This window comes from Streptomyces sp. NPDC059696, from assembly GCF_042733745.1.
GTDB lineage: Bacteria > Actinomycetota > Actinomycetes > Streptomycetales > Streptomycetaceae > Streptomyces.
Genome location: NZ_JBHWFG010000004.1, coordinates 175,641 through 194,748, shown reverse-complemented (window position 1 = coordinate 194,748; position 19,108 = coordinate 175,641). Strand labels below are relative to the sequence as shown.

At 70.5% G+C, this 19,108-nt stretch carries 16 protein-coding genes; 7 read left to right on the top strand and 9 right to left on the bottom strand.

Translation table 11 applies throughout. The features are described from left to right. Window positions 1-198 precede the first annotated feature (198 nt). Window positions 199-978 carry a DNA alkylation repair protein gene (locus ACFV20_RS06210; protein WP_385652960.1) on the top strand — a complete coding sequence of 260 codons (780 nt, stop codon included), beginning with the start codon at window positions 199-201 and terminating at the stop codon, window positions 976-978. 29 nt (window positions 979-1,007) lie between these two features. Then, a complete protein-coding gene (locus tag ACFV20_RS06205; protein ID WP_385652958.1) occupies window positions 1,008-1,991 on the top strand; it encodes a BtrH N-terminal domain-containing protein in 984 nt (327 codons plus the stop codon). 102 nt (window positions 1,992-2,093) lie between these two features. Here ACFV20_RS06205 and ACFV20_RS06200 read toward each other — a convergent pair whose 3' ends face one another. From ACFV20_RS06200 to ACFV20_RS06190, 3 genes are all read right to left on the bottom strand, one after another. After that, complete coding sequence (locus ACFV20_RS06200; protein ID WP_385652956.1) at window positions 2,094-3,194, bottom strand: AI-2E family transporter; 1,101 nt, start codon at window positions 3,192-3,194, stop codon at window positions 2,094-2,096. A 234-nt stretch (window positions 3,195-3,428) separates the two neighbouring features. Beyond that, window positions 3,429-4,223 (bottom strand): polysaccharide deacetylase family protein, encoded by a 795-nt coding sequence (locus ACFV20_RS06195; RefSeq protein WP_385652953.1) that lies wholly within the window; start codon window positions 4,221-4,223, stop codon window positions 3,429-3,431. A 206-nt stretch (window positions 4,224-4,429) separates the two neighbouring features. Beyond that, the gene (locus ACFV20_RS06190) at window positions 4,430-4,645 is read right to left on the bottom strand and encodes a hypothetical protein (RefSeq protein WP_385652950.1); all 216 of its coding nucleotides are present in this window, start codon (window positions 4,643-4,645) and stop codon (window positions 4,430-4,432) included. A 249-nt stretch (window positions 4,646-4,894) separates the two neighbouring features. Between ACFV20_RS06190 and ACFV20_RS06185 the strand changes: the two genes are divergently transcribed. Next, on the top strand, window positions 4,895-5,674 hold the full coding sequence (locus tag ACFV20_RS06185) for a class I SAM-dependent methyltransferase (RefSeq protein WP_385652948.1): 780 nt from the start codon (window positions 4,895-4,897) through the stop codon (window positions 5,672-5,674). 450 nt (window positions 5,675-6,124) lie between these two features. Here ACFV20_RS06185 and ACFV20_RS06180 read toward each other — a convergent pair whose 3' ends face one another. The 5 genes from ACFV20_RS06180 to ACFV20_RS06160 all read right to left on the bottom strand — a co-directional run bounded on the left by ACFV20_RS06180 (window position 6,125) and on the right by ACFV20_RS06160 (window position 11,158). Further along, window positions 6,125-6,946, bottom strand: a complete 822-nt coding sequence (locus ACFV20_RS06180) for a hypothetical protein (protein WP_385652947.1) — start codon at window positions 6,944-6,946, stop codon at window positions 6,125-6,127. After that, window positions 6,930-7,433: a hypothetical protein gene (locus ACFV20_RS06175; RefSeq protein WP_385652945.1), complete on the bottom strand. Its 504-nt coding sequence runs from the start codon at window positions 7,431-7,433 to the stop codon at window positions 6,930-6,932. Before ACFV20_RS06175 ends, ACFV20_RS06180 begins: the two co-directional genes overlap by 17 nt. After that, the gene (locus tag ACFV20_RS06170; protein ID WP_385652943.1) at window positions 7,430-8,095 is read right to left on the bottom strand and encodes a Rab family GTPase; all 666 of its coding nucleotides are present in this window, start codon (window positions 8,093-8,095) and stop codon (window positions 7,430-7,432) included. Before ACFV20_RS06170 ends, ACFV20_RS06175 begins: the two co-directional genes overlap by 4 nt. Window positions 8,096-8,320: 225 nt before the next feature. Then, window positions 8,321-9,532, bottom strand: coding sequence for a metallophosphoesterase (locus ACFV20_RS06165; protein ID WP_385652941.1), 1,212 nt, complete (start codon window positions 9,530-9,532; stop codon window positions 8,321-8,323). Between the two features lie 183 nt (window positions 9,533-9,715). Then, window positions 9,716-11,158: a non-reducing end alpha-L-arabinofuranosidase family hydrolase gene (locus tag ACFV20_RS06160; RefSeq protein ID WP_385652938.1), complete on the bottom strand. Its 1,443-nt coding sequence runs from the start codon at window positions 11,156-11,158 to the stop codon at window positions 9,716-9,718. A 442-nt stretch (window positions 11,159-11,600) separates the two neighbouring features. On the opposite strand from ACFV20_RS06160, the gene ACFV20_RS06155 reads away from it, so the two are divergent. From ACFV20_RS06155 to ACFV20_RS06140, 4 genes are all read left to right on the top strand, one after another. After that, complete coding sequence (locus ACFV20_RS06155; protein ID WP_385652937.1) at window positions 11,601-13,028, top strand: endo-1,4-beta-xylanase; 1,428 nt, start codon at window positions 11,601-11,603, stop codon at window positions 13,026-13,028. A 100-nt stretch (window positions 13,029-13,128) separates the two neighbouring features. Next, a complete protein-coding gene (locus ACFV20_RS06150; protein ID WP_385653189.1) occupies window positions 13,129-14,436 on the top strand; it encodes an RICIN domain-containing protein in 1,308 nt (435 codons plus the stop codon). Window positions 14,437-14,706: 270 nt separating this feature from the next. Further along, a complete protein-coding gene (locus ACFV20_RS06145) occupies window positions 14,707-16,128 on the top strand; it encodes a DEAD/DEAH box helicase (protein ID WP_385652935.1) in 1,422 nt (473 codons plus the stop codon). 291 nt (window positions 16,129-16,419) lie between these two features. Continuing rightward, the gene (locus ACFV20_RS06140; RefSeq protein ID WP_385652933.1) at window positions 16,420-17,253 is read left to right on the top strand and encodes a PIG-L family deacetylase; all 834 of its coding nucleotides are present in this window, start codon (window positions 16,420-16,422) and stop codon (window positions 17,251-17,253) included. 80 nt (window positions 17,254-17,333) lie between these two features. Here ACFV20_RS06140 and ACFV20_RS06135 read toward each other — a convergent pair whose 3' ends face one another. Next, window positions 17,334-19,058 (bottom strand): acyl-CoA dehydrogenase family protein, encoded by a 1,725-nt coding sequence (locus tag ACFV20_RS06135; RefSeq protein WP_385652932.1) that lies wholly within the window; start codon window positions 19,056-19,058, stop codon window positions 17,334-17,336. Window positions 19,059-19,108: the final 50 nt, after the last annotated feature.

The window sequence follows — 19,108 nt, the reverse complement described above, 5'->3', positions numbered from 1 at the left end:
GCGATGATACGGCGCGGGCCTGCGCTTCTGCCGCGGACCGGGGCCCCTCGGCCGCCGACGGCCGCCCGGGGCACGGCGCGGTACTTGAACCCGAGCCGGATCTGGGCGAATCTGACCGCTGCCGAACGGGCGCCGAGGCCGATCCTGATCACGTCGGTCTCTCCCAGTCCGGGATCGAGGTGAGGGAGGGACCGGGCCATGGACGTCACAGCCGCGGCCGGGGACCTTCTGGCATCCCTGGCGGCACGGGCCGACGCGGAGGTCGCGGCTGGGACGCGGCGGTACTTCCCCCAGGGGATCGACGCCCTGGGCGTGAGCAACGCCTCCGTCGTCGAGCTCGCGAGCGGATTTGTCCGCGCCCGGCCCGACGTCCCCCCGGCGACGCGCCTGGCCCTGACGGAAGAGGTGCTGTCGCGTGCCGCGCACCATGAGGACGTCCTGCTGGGTTTCGCGCTGCTGCACAAGGTCGCGCGGACCGGGCTGGGTGACGAACTCCTCGACCGCTGCGAGCACTGGCTCGCCACGTACGTGTCCAACTGGGCGCAGTGCGACGACCTCTGCCTGAAGCTGCTGTACCCGTACTTCCTCGGACACCTCGACCGGATCCCGCGGACGCGGCGCTGGGTCGCGTCCCCGTCGCCCTGGGCGCGACGCGCCGCCAACGTGGCCGTCGTGAAGTTCGTCCGGCGCACCGTGGGACGGACGGTGTTCGAACTGCCCCTGTCGCACGTCTTCGACAACTGCACCCGGCTCATGCACGACGAGGACGTGTACGTGCAGAAGGGCTGCGGATGGCTGCTCAAGGTCACCGCCGAGGTCCATCAGGACGAGGTGGCCGCGTTCCTGCGCACGTGGCACGGCGACATGGCGCGCACCACCTTCCGCTACGCGGTCGAGAAGATGGATCCGCAGACGCGGACGTCCCTGATGGCGCTGGGCAAGGAGCCCCCCGGGCGGACCCGGCGGGCCGGTACGTGAGGAACCGCCAACCGAAGGAGCAGCGAGCCGTGTTACTCGTCGACGGGCAGCCGTACGTCGGTCACCACTGCGAATCGACCTCCCTGGTCAACCTCCTCCGGCAACGGGGTGTCGACCTGTCGGAGCCACTCGTCTTCGGCCTCGGCAGCGGTTTGTCCTTCACCTACTGGCGCAGCAAGCGGATGCCGGCGCCGTTCCTCGGCGGCCGCGTCAAGCCGGACCGCCTGACCGCGCAGGTCACCGAGGCGCTCGGGCTGCGCCTGACGGTCAGGGAGACCTCCTCCGGCAAGCGGGCCCGCGAGCAACTGCTGCGGGACCTCGACTCGGGGACGGCGGTCGGTCTCAAGCTGGACCGCTACGAGCTCGACTACTCCACGGACGACTACCGGTTCGCGGCCCACTACGTCGCCTGCGTCGGCCGCGACGGCGACAGCTTCGCCCTCGTCGAGACCAGGCCCTTGGGGCTGCGGTGGGCCTCCGGCGAGTCCCTGGCGCGTGCGCGTGGCGCCCGGGGCCCCATGAGTTCACGCAACCTGTCCTTCACCATCGCCCCTCCGGACGGCCCGCTGCCCGACCTGGGCGAGGCCGCCCGCCGAGCCGTGAGGACGACGGCGGAGAACTTCCTCAACCCGCCGATCGCCAACCTGGGCTTCAAGGGCATGCACAAGGCAGCCGATCTGATGCCCGGCTGGATCGACGACCTCGCAGCGCCCCGGGAGGCGCTCGTCGAGATGGCCACGATCATGGAGGAAGGCGGAACCGGCGGCGGCCTCTTCCGCACCCTGTGGGCGGACTTCCTCGCCGAGACCGCCGGTCTCACCGGCGCGGCCGAGTTCGGCGACCTGGCGGACGCGTACCGCCTGGTGTCGAGGAACTGGACCCGGGTGGCGCAGCTCCTCCACGAGGCGGGAACGACCGGCGAGCGCGCCCCCCTCGCACAGGCGTCGAAGCTCGTGCACGAACTCGCCGAGGAGGAACGACGCCTGATGACGCGGCTGTCGGCCGTCGCCTGAGCCCCGGGCACCCTCCGGCTCGTTCCCCCACAGAGCACGGCGTGTCGCGACATGGCGTGTCGCGCGATCGGGGTGAGCCGGAACGGGCGCACCCCGGGGCACTCAGGCGGCTTCGCCCGCGGGGCCCCGCAGCGCCTGGTACACGGACCACACCACGGCCACCAGGGGCACGGCCACCACCGCCCCGATCACCCCCGCCGCGACCGCCCCGCCGACCACCGCCAGGGCGACCACCACCGGGTGGAGCCGCACGGCCCAGCTCATCACGACGGGATGCAGCACGTGTCCCTCGATCTGGCCGATGACCACGATCAGCGCGACGACCACCAGGGCGATGAGCGGGCCCTTCGACGCCAGGGCGACGACCGCCGCGATCGCCAGCGCGATGGGCGAGCCGATCAGGGGGATGAAGGCGGCCACGAACTCCAGCAGGGCCAACGGCACGGCGAGTGGCACCCCGAGCGCGAACAGCGCGATGCCCACGAGGACCGCGTTGGTCGCCGCCACCAGCAGAATGCCGTGCGTGTATCCGGTGAAGGTCCGCCAGGCGGCCTCCGCCCCGACCGCGAACCGCTGCCGGGCCCGGCGGGGGAGCTGGTCGCACAGCCACTGCCACTGCTTCTCGCCGGAGTGCGTGAAGAAGACCGCGCAGAACAGGGCCAGCGCGAGCACGGTCAGCACCTCCACCAGCCGGCTCGCGCCGCTGAGCGCCGTACTGATGAGGGCGGAACGGTGGTCCGACAGGAGCTTGCCGATGCGGGACTGGAGGTCGTCGAACGCGTGCGCCGGGAGCCTGAAGGGCGGGTCCTCCAGACGCCGTTCGATCCGGTCGACTCCCGCCACGAACTCCTTCTCCAGCCCGGTCCGCTGGTCCGCCACGGTCTCTCCCACCAGAGCCAGCACCCCGAGGACGAGCACGATGCCGCCGATGACGGCGACGGCCACCGCGAGCGGCCGGGGCATGACGCGGGCCAGCCGCCCCGCCACGGGCCGCAGGACCGCCGTGATGACGAGACCGAGGAACACGGCGACGGCGATCCGGTGGAACTGCCCGAGCACGGAGAAGGCGACCCGGACGACGATGCCGACGGCGATGAGCCGCCACGCGTACGCGGCCGCCGTGCGCAGCACGTCCGGCACGCGGGACTCGGCGTCGTCCGGGCGCGGCAGCGCCGAGGCGGGGGGATCGGAGGGCGTCGACATCTCATGCCCGTACCACCCGGCAGCCGCACAAGCGCGGAGCGGGCCCGTATTTCCCCCGAAGGCCGGTACCGTCCCGGGCCGGCGGACCCCCCGGGGGGAGCGCGAACGGCGCCGCTTCCGCGACCTGACGCCGCACCGGGCTGCCGACGGGCGTCCGGCACACCGTCCGCGAGCGGGAAGCGCGCGGCATCGGCACCGTCCGCTGTGCCGGGGGAGCCGTGGTGCCGGGTCCTCCTACTGTGCCTGCGCCTGCCGCTCGGGGAAACCGAAGGAGTAACCCTGGCCCTTCAGCCACGGCAGCACCTCGCGCAGGGCGGCGACGGTCTGGGCCCGGTCTCCTCCCGCGTCGTGGAAGAGGAGGGTCGGGCCGTTGGCGATCTCGTTCTTCACGGTGGCGACGATGGCGTTCGCGCCGGGGCGCTCGAAGTCCTTGGAGTCGACGTTCCAGCCGAGCGGGCGCATGCCGTGGGACGCGGCGAGGCGACGGCTGTAGGGGGTGAAGGCACCCCCGGGCGCCCGGTAGTACTGCGGGCGGACGCCTCCGGACGCCTCGGTGATCATGCGCTCGGCGTCCAGGATCTGCCGGGACTGGTACGACGTGGGCTTGTGGTCCATGGTGACGTCGTGCGAGACCGTGTGGTCACAGAGCCGGTGCCCGGCCGCCACCACCGCCTTGACCATGTCCGGGTGGGCCTTGGCCTGCTCGCCCACCATGCAGAACGTGGCCTTCACGCCGTTGTCCCGCAGCACCCGCAGCACCTCGGGCGTCCACACGGGGTCCGGGCCGTCGTCGATGGTGATGTTGACGCCGCGCCCGCCCGCGTCCGAGGCGTGCGCGATGTCGGCCGACACGGGCGTCGCCTTGCGGCCCTGCGACGGGGCGGGCGGCGCCGCGACGCCCTGGGCGGGTCGCCCTTCGGCGGAACCGAGTTGCGCGTTCCAGAACGAGGTCAGGCCCGCCACCGCGGTCACCCCGAGCGCCGCCGCCGCCACTTTGGCGTACCATCCCCGTCCGCCGCTTCGCACCATGTCTTCCGTTCCTTCGCCGTCGCCGTGGAGCCCGTGCATACGGCAAGAGGGCGGAAGAGGCCCGGTGGATCCGTCTGTTACGGATCACGGACACATCCGTTTCCGGGGCGGGGACACGGCGACGTACCTGTTCCGGAAGCGACGAAGGCGGCGGGTTTCGCGCGGCTTCGCCCCCGGGCGCTGCGCGCCGGCTCGCTCGGGGCGTTTCAGCCGTCCTCGCGTTCCAGGACCCGGCGTGCGGCCTCGGCCTCGGCCGCGGGCGGCGACAGTTCGTCGAGGGTGTCGAGCTCGTCGTCCGCCTCCAGTTCCCGTTCCCAGGCGGCCGCGAGGCGTTCCTGCTCCTCGCGGGGCCTGGCACCGACCGCCTCGCGGTGCTCCGGGTCCAGAGCTGCCAGGAATCGTCCGAGCGGGTCCGTGGCCATGGGAGGCTCCTTGTCGTGGGAAGGGGCGCGACCTGCCCCAGCATGGCCGAACCCCCCTCCCCCCGGCCGCTCGACACAGCCGTGGGACACCGCGTTGGCCCCTTCGCCCCGTCGCCCTGCCGCTTCCCCCGGCCCGCTCCGGGCAGGTCAGGTTCGTGATCCGTGCGGCGGCCGTCATCTTGTCGATCAACGTCACGGATGGCAGCCTGGACGCCGCCTGCCGACGCACAGCCCTCCAGGAGCCCCGCCATGACCAGCAGCTTCCGTCCTGACTTCGGGCTCACCGCGCAGGACTACGGCCGCCACCGCGCCGGATTCCCGCCGCAGATCGTGACGCACCTCTATCGGCACGGCATCGCCTTCCCCGGCAAGGACGTACTCGACCTCGGCACCGGCACCGGTGCACTGGCCCGGCTGTTCGCGCAGGCGGGGGCGCGGGTGACGGGCGTGGACCCGGCCGCGCCGCTGCTCGAACAGGCCCGTGAGCTCGACGGGGAAGCCGGGGTGGAGATCGACTACCGCGTCGGCACGGCCGAGTCGACGGGGCTGCCGGACGCGTCGTACGACGTGGTGGCGGCCGGGCAGTGCTGGCACTGGTTCGACGCGCCGAGGGCCGCGGCCGAGGTGAGGCGGCTGCTGCGTCCGGGCGGGCGGGTGGTCGTCGCCCACTTCGACTGGCTGTCCCTGCCGGGCAACGTGGTCGAGGCGACCGAGGAGCTGATCCTCTCCTTCAACCCGGCCTGGGCCCTGGGCGGCGGGACGGGGCTGTACCCGCGCTGGCTGACCGATCTGGCCACCGCCGGTTTCACCGGCATCGAGACCTTCTCCTTCGACCTGACCGTGCCGTACCCGCCCGAGGCGTGGCGGGGCCGGATCCGGGCCAGCGCCGGCGTCGGCGCCAGCCTGCCGCCGGACGAGGTGCAGCGCTTCGACGACGCCCTCGGCCGTGTGCTGCGCGAGCGTTTCCCCGGCGAGGTGGTCCACGTCCCGCACCGCACCTGGGCCGTTGTGGCCACGAGGGGCGACTGAGCACGCCCACGACGGCGTCCGCCGCGTCACCGAAACACCGGGCCGGGCCGAGCGCCCGCGGTACCGGCCACGCCGCCGCAGTCCTCCCACCCGGGGCGGGCACGCCCGAGTGGACCCTCCAGGGCGGCTCCGGCTGCCGCGCCGCACACGTCTACGACGAGGCGGGCATCCACCGCCCGGCCGTCACCGTCACCGACGACGACGGCGGCACGGACACCACCACACTCCCGGAACTGATCGTCTACGACCGGGCCGCCGGTCCCGTTGCCGGCGCCGGCATCATCACCTTCCCGGCCGGTGCCTGCCCGGCCGCGCCGGGACTGAGCGGCAATGCGGCGATCACCCCGGGCGCCGAGTACCGCATCACGGTCGGACACCTGAGGTAGGGCACGGCAGGGGCGCTGCGCGCCGGGACGGGGCTGCGACCCCGGTCCCGGCGGACCTGCGGGTTCAGAACTCGACTTTGAGGGCGAGCGATACCCTCCTCGTTCTCTCGAACTGGATCTTGAAGGTGTTGCTCATGCTCGCCTCGGCCTTCGCCGTGCGGCGCCCGAGCGTGGCTTCGAGACCGGCTGCGGTCTTGCAGAACAGATCGAAGTCGCGATTCAGTTCGCTGAGCAGATTGACCACGAGGGACAGGCTCGTCGAGACGTTGTGCGCCCCGTCCCGCTGCTCGATGAAGATACGCAGGTCTTCGACATCGCTCGGGTCGTATCCGTCCAGGACCTCGCGGGCTCCTGCGATCGACGGCGCGTGGCCCGGCCAGTTGCCTTCCGCCTCGATGGTCAGCTTCAGATCGTGGCGCAGGTGGGCAGCGAGGTTGACCGCATTCTGTTCCTCCACGGACAGGCCGGCTTTCGGTGTCCTCTTTCCGTTCTCTCCGTCCCGCCTGGCCCGCGCCTGAGCGGTGTACTCGTGGTCGACACTGAACTTCCCCGAATCCGCCCGGGACTCCATGACATGCAGCGACTTTGCCCCGAGTTCCTTGCACACCTTGAGTGCGAGACGGCACTTCCGCAACGCCGTACCCTGAATCGCGTTGTCCGCTGCCACATAACGGTGGGCGGAGTCGCGATCGCGCACATAGGCCAGATCGGGGTGGAGGACGGTCTCCCGCAGTTCGGGGAAACGCTTCCACCGGCCGAACAACGGGACCGGCACGATCGTGATGCGATGGTCGCGCAGCCGCTCCGGGTCGTCGTCGGAGATGCGGACGAAATCCTCCAGCGACACGGTCAGCAGCCGATCGGCCAGTTCATCCGGAATCCGCATGTTCCCCATCTGTCTGCTTGTCGTTTCGCTTCATTCTCGTCCTGGCGGCCTCCAACGGGCCTCCCAGCATGGTCTTCAGAGCCTGCTTCTTCTCGTCGACCCTCGACCGGGCGGCCCATGCGAGAACGGAGCGGAACTGCTCGCGATCCACACGGATCCTGCCGTCGAGCAGTACTTCGGCGATCCGTTCCGTGACTGCGGACTCCCAGTCGGCTGCGGAGTCGGGTCCTTTGACGATGATGACGACGCCCTGAGGTTCGTTGCCGTGGTGGCTCAGGCCGACCGTCGTCTGGATCAGCAGCGACTCCTTGAGGCGCACCACCAGCCCGCCCTCACCCCGGCGTTCCCGCCCTCGCCGGCAGATCTTGCCGATCGACTGGATCGCCGTGCGCTTCTCCTCGGACCGTCGGCGCTTCCCGTCGAACCAGACGAAGGGCGGTTCGCCGCTCTCGTACTCCGCGTACACCAGCTTGAGACGGACACTCACAGCATCGCCTGGATGACTTCGCCCGCGAGGCGCTCGGCGGACTCAGGTGTGGCGAGACTGCCGGCCACCACCTTGGTCTTGCTGCGCGCGCTCAACAGGCTGATCAGGTCGCTGAGTTGCCCGCGCACGCGGGACAGATAGGCGGCATGGCCCAGGAGGTCGTAGCGGGAGTCCTTGTCGGTGAAGGTGATCACGAGGACGACCTTTTTGATTTTGGCGCTGTATCTCTTGATACGGGCGGCGTCCGCGATCAGTCGCTCATAGGCCTCGGACGCTCCGGGCGTGTCCTCATCCGCTTCGAGCTGGGGTGCCTTGATGAGGTAGAGGATGTAGGGGGCCGCCTCCACGCCTTCTCGCGAGGCGTCGAGGATTTCGTCCATTCCGCTGAAGTCCTTGACGTTCCGGAACGTGAGCGGCTTGTCGACCCAGAGAACCTTTTTCCCCGTCTCCAGCCGGATCTTGCCGATGAACTCGCCCGCCGGATGGGTCCGGTGCACCGGCTCGTCCCACTTGCCTTGCCAGGTGTTGAGCAGCGTGGTCTTGCCGCTCATTCCTTCACCGAGCAAGATGATCTTCGCCGGGCGCTTGAGTTGACGGACGGTGACAGCCGTCCCGATCGCCCCCGACAACACAACGGCACCGACAATCACAGGCAGCGGCACATCCTGCTCCTCGCATGACTGGGGGAGCGCAGAGCCGTTGCTGAACGCTCGCCGACCGACAAGCAATCCAAGCAGAGGAATGAAGATCGAAGCCGGCAATCATACGAATCCGCTTCTCGTCGGCGGCCGTTGCCCGTTGTCTCGGAAAGACGTCCCTCGAACGGGAGTGCATTTCCGGTGAAGCGGACGACGTCGTCGGCGGGTTACGGAATACGGCGCCCGTGGTCAGCGTCGGGCCGGGGAGCGGAGCACGAGCAGGGTGATCTCACTGGGGGCGAAGAGGCGGAACGGTGGACCCCAGAAGCCGGTGCCGCGGCTGGTGTAGAGAAGAGTGCGGGGGCCGTGATGGCTGAGGCCGGCGAGGGCGGGCTGGTCGATGCGGACCAGATGGTGGAACGGCCAGATCTGGCCGCCGTGGGTGTGGCCGGACAGCTGGAGGTCGACACCGGCGGCCGCCGCGCGGTCGATGAACTTGGGCTGGTGTGCCAGCAGCAGGACGGGCAGGTCGGGGTCGGCTCCGGTCAGGGCGTCGGCGAGGTGGGCGCGGTGGCCGGGCAGGCCGGAGGACTCGGCGGTCACGTCGTCCACCCCGGCGACCACGAGGGTGTCGCCTCCGCGTTCGAGCAGCACATGACGGTTGCGCAGCGGCTCCCAGCCCAACTCGTCCATCAGGTCGACCCAGCCCTGCGCCTCGCTGTAGTACTCGTGGTTGCCGGTGACGTACACCCGGGCCCGGGTGGCCCGCACCGTTGCGAGTGGTGCCGCCTGGGCGCGGCGGCGTTCCGCCGTACCGTCCGCGATGTCGCCGGTGTGGCAGACCAGGTCGGCCTCCAGCGTGTTCACCGTCTCGCACACCCGTGCCGACCAGCGCGCGCGATCGAGGGGGCCGTAGTGGGTGTCGGTGATGAGGACGACTCGGGTGCCGTCCAGTCCGGCCCCCAGCCGCGGAAGGCGCAGGTCCAGCCGACGGACGCGTGGCACCCGGCGGGCCTCGAAGTAGCCCCAGGCGAGCAGCACAGCGGTGACGCCGAGGACGGTCCACGTGACGATGCGGGCCCGGTCCTGGCTCCCGCCCGCCCCGGCCACGGTCAGCGCGAGCCGCAGGAGGACACCGAGCAGAACGGACCAGGTGAACAGGACCCAGCTCGCGCCCAGCAGGGTGTCGCCGAGGATCGCCGCCCGGTCCTGCTGACGCCGGCCGTGGCCGCGCGCCATCGCCACCGGCATGCCGACGAGGCCGGAGGCGAAGAGTGCGGTGCCCGCCAGGGTGGCGCTCAGCGGCCAGTGCTGGCCGCCGTGCAGGAGCACCCAGCAGGGCACGGCCCACAGCAGGACGGGGGCGATCAGCGGGAGGTAGCGCAGCAGGCGGTGCAGGCGGCTTTGCCGCGGAGGGTGCGTGGCACCCCCGGCCGACCGGGTGTCGCTCGTGTCGGTCACGCTTGCCCTCCCTGCCCGGCCTGCCTTCCCGCGCACTGTATCCGCTCCGTGCGCGTCGGCCGGCCCGGCGTTCACGCAGGCGGTCTCTCCGGGAACCGAGCACCCCTGTGACACGGGCGGGCTCGGCCTGTCGCCGAGCCCGCCACGTCGGATCCCCGCCGGATCCGCAATCGCGTCACACCGTCAGCGCCGCAGCGTCAGCAGACCCGGGCGGTAGGGCAGCAGACCGTAGTCGCCGCCGGAGTTCGGGCTGCGCCCCTGGTAGAGCAGCTGCAGATTGCAGGGGTCGACGGTCATGGTCTGGTCGGGGCCGGTGCGGATCAGTTCGCCGTGGCTGATGTCGTTGGTCCAGGTGGCACCGCTGTTGGCCTTGCCGGCGAAGGGGTTGGACTCGGTCGCGGCCTGGGGCGTCCAGGAGCCGTTGAGGCTGGTGGCCGTGAACGAGCGGAAGTAGCGGCCCTGCGAGCCGATCGCCTCGACGATCATGAGGTAGCGGTTCTGGCCCTGGAGCTTGTAGACCTGCGGGGCTTCGAACAGGTTGTTCGTCGTATCGCTCATGACCACGGTCGAGGTCGAGCCGAAGCTGCCCGGGAAGTTCCCGATCGGCATGCTCGCCCGGTAGATCTTGCCGTTGTCACCGGCGAAGAACAGGTACATGGTCGAACCGTCGGCGATGAGCGTCTGGTCGATGGGCCCCGTCCCGGAGCCGGAGATGCTTCCGGAGAACAGCACCTGCGGGGAGGACCAGCCATTGGGGTTGGTGGGGTCGCTCGACGTCCGGTACGAGAAGGCGGTCCCGCCCCACTGGTAGGCGAGCACCCAGATGTTCTTCGGCGCGAAGTAGAAGAGCGTGGGTGCGACGGTGGAGGCCGATATCGCGTTCTGGCCGGCCGAGGCCATGTCCGACCAGTTGGTGAAGGGGCTGAAGTTCATCGAGCCCCACTTCGTCCCCGTGTCGTGCGTCGTCGCGTAGACGAGCTGCCTGCCGTTGTAGGGGACGACCGTGAAGTCCTTGAGCGAGACCCACCCCGGCTTGGGCTGTGCCAGCGCGCCCGTCGACGTCCAGCGGTAGGACGACGGGAGGTCGCACGAGCCGGGGTTGCCGGCGCCGGCCTTCACGAGCTGCCACTGCTGGTTGGCGCCGCCCCAGTCGTCGTACTGCACGATGTTCGCGTTGTCGGCGGTGGAGGCGCCCTGCACTTCGAGGGCCTTGTTGCTGTGGCGCGAAACGAGCCTCACATAGCCGTCCGAGCTGTCGGCCAGCCGCCATTGCTGGTTGGTGCTGTTCTGGTCGGCCCACTGCACGATCGCGCCGCCGTTCGCGGTGGACCGGTTCTGGATGTCCAGTACCTTGCCCGAATGGCGGGACTTGATGCGGTAATAGCCGTCGCCGGAGTCGACGAACTGCCACTGCTGCTGGCTCTGGTCGTTCCTGGTCCACTGGGTGATGCGGGCGCCGTCGCCGGTCGCCATGTTGTAGACGTCCAGGGCTTTGCCGCTGTTGCGGTTGACCAGGACGTACGAGGCATTGGGGTCCACGGTCGCAGCGGCGGCGGGCTGGGCGCCGAGAAACGCGGCCATGAGCAACAAGGGCGCGAGCACGGCGAGTAAGCGTCTTGGGCGCATGAGGGCGCTCCTTATGGGGGGACGGGGTCCTGGAGGCAGGCGCGATCTCGAATGTTTCGAAGTATTCCCGGAAGCTTTGACGCCACAAGCTAGAAATGCGGAGCCGCGCGGTCAAGGGCTGTAGCCGATCTGTCCACAAACAGTGCCTCAGGAGTCTGAGTGGGGAAGGCGTCGCCTGGGGCTTGGCGATCGTATCTCCCGACCTGCTATTCGAAAGGTTTCGGGCTTTCAATCGAAACATCTCTTGCCGGAAGTGTTGACGATGCATCGTCAACACCTCAACATCCCTGTCTGTGAAGCCGGACGCGGTTCGATATCACGAACCGCGCCGAAAGCGCGCGCCACCCCGTTCCGGTGCCCGCCGAGTGTCAGCCAACCCGGCCGGCCGGGTGTCGTCCGTGCACTTCAGTCCTTGCGTGATGTCCACCTTGGAGGCACAGTCATGGGCTTGTACGCCCTTTCCGGACCGCTTGTCCGCCGGAGGATCCGCGGCCTGCTGCTGGCGCTGCTGGTCGGCGTCCTCGGCGCGGCCGCCGCACTGGTCGCGCCACCCGCGCACGCCGCCGAGAACACGCTCGGCGCCGCCGCGGCGCAGAGCGGCCGCTACTTCGGCACCGCCATCGCCTCGGGCAGACTGGGCGACTCGGCGTACACGACGATCGCGAACCGTGAGTTCAACTCGGTGACGGCCGAGAACGAGATGAAGATCGACGCCACCGAACCGCAGCGAGGACAGTTCAACTTCGCCGCCGCCGACCGCGTCTTCAACTGGGCGGTGCAGAACGGCAAGCAGGTGCGCGGTCACACGCTGGCCTGGCACTCCCAGCAGCCCGGCTGGATGCAGAGCCTCAGCGGGAGCGCCCTGCGCCAGGCGATGATCGGCCACATCAACGGCGTCATGGCGCACTACAAGGGCCGGATCGCCCAGTGGGACGTCGTGAACGAGGCCTTCGCCGACGGCAGTTCGGGAGCCCGGCGCGACTCCAACCTGCAGCGCACCGGCAACGACTGGATCGAGGTCGCCTTCCGCACCGCCCGCGCCGCCGACCCGGCCGCCAAGCTCTGTTACAACGACTACAACGTCGAGAACTGGACCTGGGCGAAGACCCAGGCGATGTACAACATGGTCCGCGACTTCAAGCAGCGCGGTGTGCCGATCGACTGCGTCGGCTTCCAGTCGCACTTCAACAGCGGCAGCCCGTACAACAGCAACTTCCGCACCACACTGCAGAACTTCGCCGCCCTCGGTGTCGACGTGGCCATCACCGAACTCGACATCCAGGGCGCCCCGGCCTCGACCTACGCCAGCGTGACCAACGACTGCCTGGCCGTCCCGCGCTGCCTCGGCATCACCGTCTGGGGCGTGCGCGACACCGACTCCTGGCGGTCGGAGCAGACGCCCCTGCTGTTCAACGGCGACGGCAGCAAGAAGCCCGCCTACACCGCCGTCCTCAACGCACTCAACGGCGGTACCTCCACGCCCCCTTCGGGTTCCGGACAGATCAAGGGCGTCGGATCGGGCCGCTGCCTGGACGTGCCCGGTGCCGCCACCGCCGACGGCACCCAGCTCCAGCTGTGGGACTGCCACAGCAACAGCAACCAGCAGTGGACGTACACCGACGCCGGTGAACTCCGGGTCTACGGCAACAAGTGCCTGGACGCCGCCGGCACCGGCAACGGCACCAAGGTCCAGATCTACAGCTGCTGGGGCGGCGACAACCAGAAATGGCGCCTCAACTCCGACGGAACCATCGTCGGCGTCCAGTCCGGCCTCTGCCTCGACTCCGTCGCGGGCGGCACCGCCAACGGCACCCTGATCCAGATCTCCACGTGCTCGAACGGCGGCAACCAGCGCTGGACCCGCACCTGATGGGCACCACCACGGACGGAAGGGTGAATCGATGAAGCCCCACGGTGCGGTCCCCGCCGCCCCTCCACGACGGCATCGCTGGTGGTCCCGGGTCGCCGCCGTGGCGGCCGCGACCCTCGCGGCCGGTCTGCTCGCCGCGGTGCACCCGTCGCCCGCCGAGGCGGCGACGGTGGACACCCAGGCCTGGTACGCCCTGGTCAACCGCAACAGCGGCAAGGCGCTGGAGGTCACCGGCTCGTCCACCGCCGACGGTGCGCGGGTCAGCCAGCGCACGCGCGACGACGGAGCCGGCCAGCAGTGGCAGTTCGTGGACTCCGGCGGCGGCTTCTACCGGCTCAAGGCCCGCCACTCGGGCAAGGTCCTCGACGTGTCCGGCGCCTCGAACGCCGACGGGGCCCCGATCCAGCAGTGGGCCGACCACAACGGGACCAACCAGCAGTTCCGCCTGGCCGACTCCGACGCGGGCCACGTCCGGCTGATCAGCCGGGCCAGCGGCAAGGCGGTGGAGGTGCAGGGCGCCGCCACGGCCGACGGAGGCAACGTCGTCCAGTACACCGACTGGGGTGGCGCCAACCAGCAATGGCAGATGATCAAACTGTCGTCCGGTGGCGGAGGCGGCGGCGCGTGCGGCAGCGCCCCGGCCCTGGCGAGCGGAACGCACACCATCCAGAGCGGCGGCAAGAGCCGCAGCTTCATCCTCAGGGTCCCGGCCACCTACGACAGCAACCACCGCTACCGGTTGATCTTCGCCTTCCACTGGCGGGGCGGAACCGCCGGCGACGTCGCCTCGGGCGGCACGAGCGGCAGCGCCTGGTCCTACTACGGCCAGCAGGAACAGTCGAACAACTCCGCGATCCTCGTCGCCCCCCAGGGCCTGGGCAACGGCTGGGCCAACACGGGCGGTGAGGACGTCACCTTCGTCGACGACATGATCCGGCGCATCGAGAGCGGCCTCTGCGTCGACCCGGCACAGCGCTTCGCCACCGGATTCAGCTGGGGCGGCGGGATGAGCTACGCACTCGCGTGCAGCCGGGCGAACGTCTTCCGGGCCGTCGCGGTCATATCCGGCGCTCAGATCAGCGGGTGCAGCGGTGGTACCCAGCCCATCGCCTACCTCGGCATCCACGGCGTCGGCGACTCCGTGCTCAACATCGCGCAGGGCCGCTCCCTGCGCGACCGGTTCGTCGGCAACAACGGCTGCACCCCACAGAGCCCGCCCGAACCCGCGCGGGGCAGCCGCACGCACATCACCACCGCCTACGCGGGCTGCCGTGCCGGTTACCCGGTCCGCTGGGCCGCGTTCGACGGGGACCACATCCCCGGTCCGGTCGACGGCTCGCCCAACGAAAGCGGCGTCACCACCTGGACCAAGGGAGAGATCTGGAGGTTCTTCGCACAGTTCCAGTGAGAGGCCCGCGCCACGGGGTGGAGCCAGGACGATCCCGGCTCCACCCCGCCGGCGTCCGGCCCGGTCGCGACGTCGTCCGTCGCACGCACCGGCAGGCCCGGCTGCCGTCCCCCGACCGAGCGGCTCGGGCCGTGGCAGGCCCGAGGTGTGTGCTGTGCTAGCGTTGACTCTTTGCTGCGTCGCCGTGCCGGTGCGCCGTTCGGCGCCCTGGCCGGTGGCCGCGTCCCCGCCGCGCCTTCCTCGGTACGGTCCCGTCGAGGAAGGCTTCCAGTGAGCGAATCAGCACGTGCCGACGCCCGGCAACAGGACCGTGTCCCCGAAGCGGCGGGCGCCGCTTCGGAGCCGCCCACGGTGACGTCCTTCGCACAACTGGGGCTGCCGGCCGAGATGCTGCGCGCACTGGACGAGCACGGTGTGCGCGTGCCCTTCCCCATCCAGGCGGCGGCGCTGCCGAACGCCCTCGCGGGACGGGACGTCCTGGGCCGGGGCCGCACCGGATCCGGCAAGACCCTCGCCTTCGGTCTCGGGATGCTCGCCCGGACCGCCGGACAGCGCGCGCAGCCCAAAGCCCCCTCGGCACTCGTCCTCGTACCCACCAGGGAACTGGCGCAGCAGGTCGCTGCGGCGCTCACCCCGTACGCCGCGGCACTGCGGCTGCGGCTCGCGACGGTGGTGGGCGGAGTGTCCATCGGACGGCAGACCGCGCTGCTGCGGGACGGCGCCGAGATCGTCGTCGCCACGCCCGGTCGGCTGCACGACCTCGTCGAGCGCAAGGCCTGCCGACTGGGACAGGTGCGCATCACGGTCCTGGACGAGGCCGACCAGATGTGTGACATGGGGTTCCTGCCGCAGGTCACCGAGATCCTGGAGCAGGTGCGCCCCGATGGGCAGCGGATGCTGTTCTCCGCCACCCTCGACCGTGATGTCGACGAGCTGGTGCGGCGCTACCTGCGCGACCCCGCCGTCCACTCCGTGGACCCCTCGTCCAGCTCGGTCTCCGCGATCGAGCACCACGTCCTCGTCGTGCACGGCCCCGACCGGTACGCCGTGACCACGGAGATCGCCGCCCGGGACGGCCGCGTCCTGCTGTTCCTGGACACCAAGCACGGCGTCGACCAGCTCACGCGGCATCTGCGGGCCAACGGCGTGGCCGCGGCCGCCCTGCACAGCGGGAAGTCCCAGCCGCAGCGCACCCGGACCCTGGCCCAGTTCAGGGACGGGCAGATCACCTCGCTGGTGGCGACGAACGTCGCCGCACGCGGCCTGCACATCGACGACCTCGACCTCGTGGTCAACGTCGACCCGGCCACCGACCCGAAGGACTATCTGCACCGCGCGGGCCGCACGGCCCGGGCCGGCCGCTCCGGCACCGTCGTGACACTCGTCCTGTCGGGACAGCGCCGTGCTGCGAGCCAGGTCATGGCGGACGCGGACGTCGCTCCCAAGGTCACCAAGGTGCGGTCCGGCGAGGCGGAACTGAGCCGGATCACCGGCGCCAAGGCTCCCTCCGGCGAGCCTCTCGACGGCGGATCGGCCGCAACGCGCCCCAAGAACCACAACGTCCCGTTCCGCGGCCTGGGCAGCGCCAAGGACGCGAAGAGCGGCTCCGGTGGCAGGCCGTCCCGCAAGAGCAGCGAGGCCCGCGCGCTGGCGGAGGCCCGCAAGGCGGCCCGGGTACGACGCGGCGGCTGAGCCGGTCCCCCGCACCGCCGGGCGGTGCCGTTCGCCCGCGCCGTGACACCGGGACCGCCGGGCGGTGCCGTTGGCCCACGCCGTGACGCTGGGCCCGCCGGGCGGTGCCGTTCGCCTACGCCGTGACACCGACGGGGAGCGCGTGCCACGGACGGACCGGGAGAGTCCGTGCGGCGGGAACAGCCGGTCATGAAGCACGGTTGGGTCCGTGGGATGCCCGGTGCCGGGCCGACCGCCGGTGGGCCCGCCCCGCACTCGGACCGATGTCTTTTCACGCAGGAGGACAGTTTCATGACTGACCGGCCCTTGACGCTCATGGCCGTCCACGCCCACCCCGACGACGAGGCCACCGGAACGGGAGGTGTCCTCGCGCGCTACGCGGCGGAGGGCATCCGCACGGTCCTCGTGACGTGCACCGACGGGAGGTGCGGTGACGGACCGGGCGGTGTCAAACCGGGCGAGCCCGGGCACGACCCGGCAGCCGTCGCCTCGATGCGGCGCCGGGAACTCCAGGCGAGCTGCGACATCCTGAAGGTCGGTCACCTGGAGACGCTGGACTACGCCGACTCCGGGATGATGGGCTGGCCGACCAACGACGCCCCGGGATCCTTCTGGCGGACACCCGTGGAAGAGGGCGCTGCCCGGCTCGCGGAACTCATGCGGCACTATCGGCCCGATGTGGTCGTGACCTATGACGAGAACGGCTTCTACGGCCACCCCGACCACATCCAGGCACACCGCATCACGATGGCGGCGCTGGCGATGACCGTGCCGGTGCCCAAGGTGTACTGGACGACGGCGCCCCGCTCGATGCTGCGGCGGTTCGAGGAGGCCATGCGTGAGTCGGGCGCGGACTGGCAGGAGCCGGACCCGGCCGAGGCCGCCGCGCCGGTCGAGATCGGCCTGCCCGACGAGGAGATCACCACCTGGGTGGACACCACGGCGTTCGGCGGTGAGAAGTTCGCCGCGCTGGCCGCACACGCCAGCCAGGGCGAGAACATCTTCTTCCTCAAGATGGGCCAGGAGAGGTTCACCGAGCTGATGGGTGTCGAGACCTTCGTACGCGTCCAGGACGACACCGGCGCGGCCCTGCCCGAGAACGACCTCTTCGCCGGACTGCGCTGATCACCCCCGCCCGCGGTGCTCCGGCCGACCGATGGCCGGGCACTGCGGTGCTCCGGCCACCGGAGAGGCGTACGTCCCGGCTACGGGGCCATCTCGTACGCACCGGACAGCGCCTCGACCCGCTGCCAGACCCGGTCCGTGCGCGCCTCGTCGACGACCGGACGCCGGATGGAGCTCAGCGCCCACTGCTGCTGCCGCTCGGACGCCGAGTCCTTGCCGTGCAGTTCGACGGCGTGCCCGGAGAAGTCCCGTACGAGCACGGCGAAGAGTTCGTCGAGCACGTCCTCGTCGAGTCCGGTCAGGCCGGCCTGCTCCAGAACGAGCTGCCCGTGCACGACGAGCGCGAAGAGCTGGCCGACCGCGAGGACGAGGTCGAGGTCACGGCTCTGCTCGGCGTCGGGGGCGGCCGTGGCGACGAACTCGCAGAGCGCGTCGGCCTGTTCGCGCAGGCGGGCGACGTTCGGCAGATGCGCGTACGCCTCGAAGGCGGGGCGCCAGTCGTGGAAGCGCACCGAGCCCAGCCCGCGGGCCGGTCCTTGCCGGAACAGGAAGTCGTCGTCGGCCGCGTCGAGGCGGGTCGGCACGCCGGGGTACTCGGCCGGGTCGAGGAGGTGGTTGCGCATGAACTTCAGGATCAGAGCGAGGTTGACGTGGACCGTGCCCTCCAGCTTCGGCAGGCCGCGTATCTCCACGGCCGCCTGGCCGAAGTAGTTGTCCTTCTCGAAGCCCTTGGCCGCGATCACGTCCCACATCAGGTCGATGACCTTCTCGCCCTCCGTGGTCACCTTCATCTTCGTCATCGGGTTGAAGAGCAGGTAGCGGCGGTCGTCGGGGCCGGCGGAGCGGAAGTAGTCGACGGCGCGGTCGCTGAACAGCTTCATGCCGACGAGCCTGACGTAGGCGTCGGTCAGTTCGCGCCGCACGTGCGGGAAGGCGGTGACGGGGCGGCCGTACAGGATGCGGTGGTGGGCGTGGGTGACGGCCTCGTACATTGCGTGCTCGCAGATGCCGATCGAGGCGGTGCACAGGTTGAACTTGCCGACGTTGACCGTGTTGAGAGCGGCGTCGAAGGCGGCACGCCCGGTGTGCAGCACGTCCTCGGGTGTGACGGGGTAGTTCTCCAGGCGAAACTCGCTGACGAACTTGGACGAGTCGACGACGTTCTTGACCAGGTGGTAGGCCGGATGACGACTGTCGGCGGCGAAGAACACGTAGCCGTCGGGGCCCTCGATGTCGGTACGGCGGCCGAAGACGGAGACGAGTCCGGCGGCGTTGCCGTTGCCGATGTAGTACTTGGAGCCGGTGGCGCTGAAGCCGCCGTGGCCGTCGGGCTCGAGCAGCATGTCGGTGGAGTAGATGTCGGCGCCGTGGGCCTTCTCGGACAGGCCGAACGCGAACACCTCTCCCTGGGCGAGGAGTTCCGCGGCGCGCGCTCGGGCGGCGGCGTTGTCGCTCTGCCAGACCGGGCCGAGGCCGAGGATGGTGACCTGCCAGGCGTACCAGTAGTCCAGGCCGTAGAAGCCGAGGATCTCGTTGAGCGCGGCGATACGCGCGGTGTCCCACCGCTTGTCCGGTTCGTGGTCCCCGGCGGCGGACGACGGCGTCAGGAAGGTGGCGAACAGGTTCTCCTTGGCGGCGAAGGCGAGGAAGTCACCGAGCCACGCGCGGGTCCGGTAGTCCTCGATCAGCTGCCGCTTCCCGCGCTCCTCGAACCAGTCGACGGTGGCACGCAGCAAGCGGCGTGTCTCGGGGTCGAAGTGCGCGGGGTCGTACGTGCGCGGGTTGAAGAGCAGTTGGTCCGCCATGGTGAGGACCCCTTTCGGCGATGGACGGATGGCAAGCGGAAAGCCGGCGG

Excerpts from the sequence above, each read along its gene's own strand:
- ACFV20_RS06155 (WP_385652937.1), top strand. The coding sequence starts at position 11,601 with ATGGGCTTGTACGCCCTTTCCGGACCGCTTGTCCGCCGGAGGATCCGC.
- ACFV20_RS06195 (WP_385652953.1), bottom strand. The coding sequence starts at position 4,223 with ATGGTGCGAAGCGGCGGACGGGGATGGTACGCCAAAGTGGCGGCGGCG.
- ACFV20_RS06200 (WP_385652956.1), bottom strand. The coding sequence starts at position 3,194 with ATGTCGACGCCCTCCGATCCCCCCGCCTCGGCGCTGCCGCGCCCGGAC.
- ACFV20_RS06135 (WP_385652932.1), bottom strand. The coding sequence starts at position 19,058 with ATGGCGGACCAACTGCTCTTCAACCCGCGCACGTACGACCCCGCGCAC.
- ACFV20_RS06185 (WP_385652948.1), top strand. The coding sequence starts at position 4,895 with ATGACCAGCAGCTTCCGTCCTGACTTCGGGCTCACCGCGCAGGACTAC.
- ACFV20_RS06140 (WP_385652933.1), top strand. The coding sequence starts at position 16,420 with ATGACTGACCGGCCCTTGACGCTCATGGCCGTCCACGCCCACCCCGAC.
- ACFV20_RS06160 (WP_385652938.1), bottom strand. The coding sequence starts at position 11,158 with ATGCGCCCAAGACGCTTACTCGCCGTGCTCGCGCCCTTGTTGCTCATG.
- ACFV20_RS06190 (WP_385652950.1), bottom strand. The coding sequence starts at position 4,645 with ATGGCCACGGACCCGCTCGGACGATTCCTGGCAGCTCTGGACCCGGAG.
- ACFV20_RS06210 (WP_385652960.1), top strand. The coding sequence starts at position 199 with ATGGACGTCACAGCCGCGGCCGGGGACCTTCTGGCATCCCTGGCGGCA.
- ACFV20_RS06180 (WP_385652947.1), bottom strand. The coding sequence starts at position 6,946 with ATGCGGATTCCGGATGAACTGGCCGATCGGCTGCTGACCGTGTCGCTG.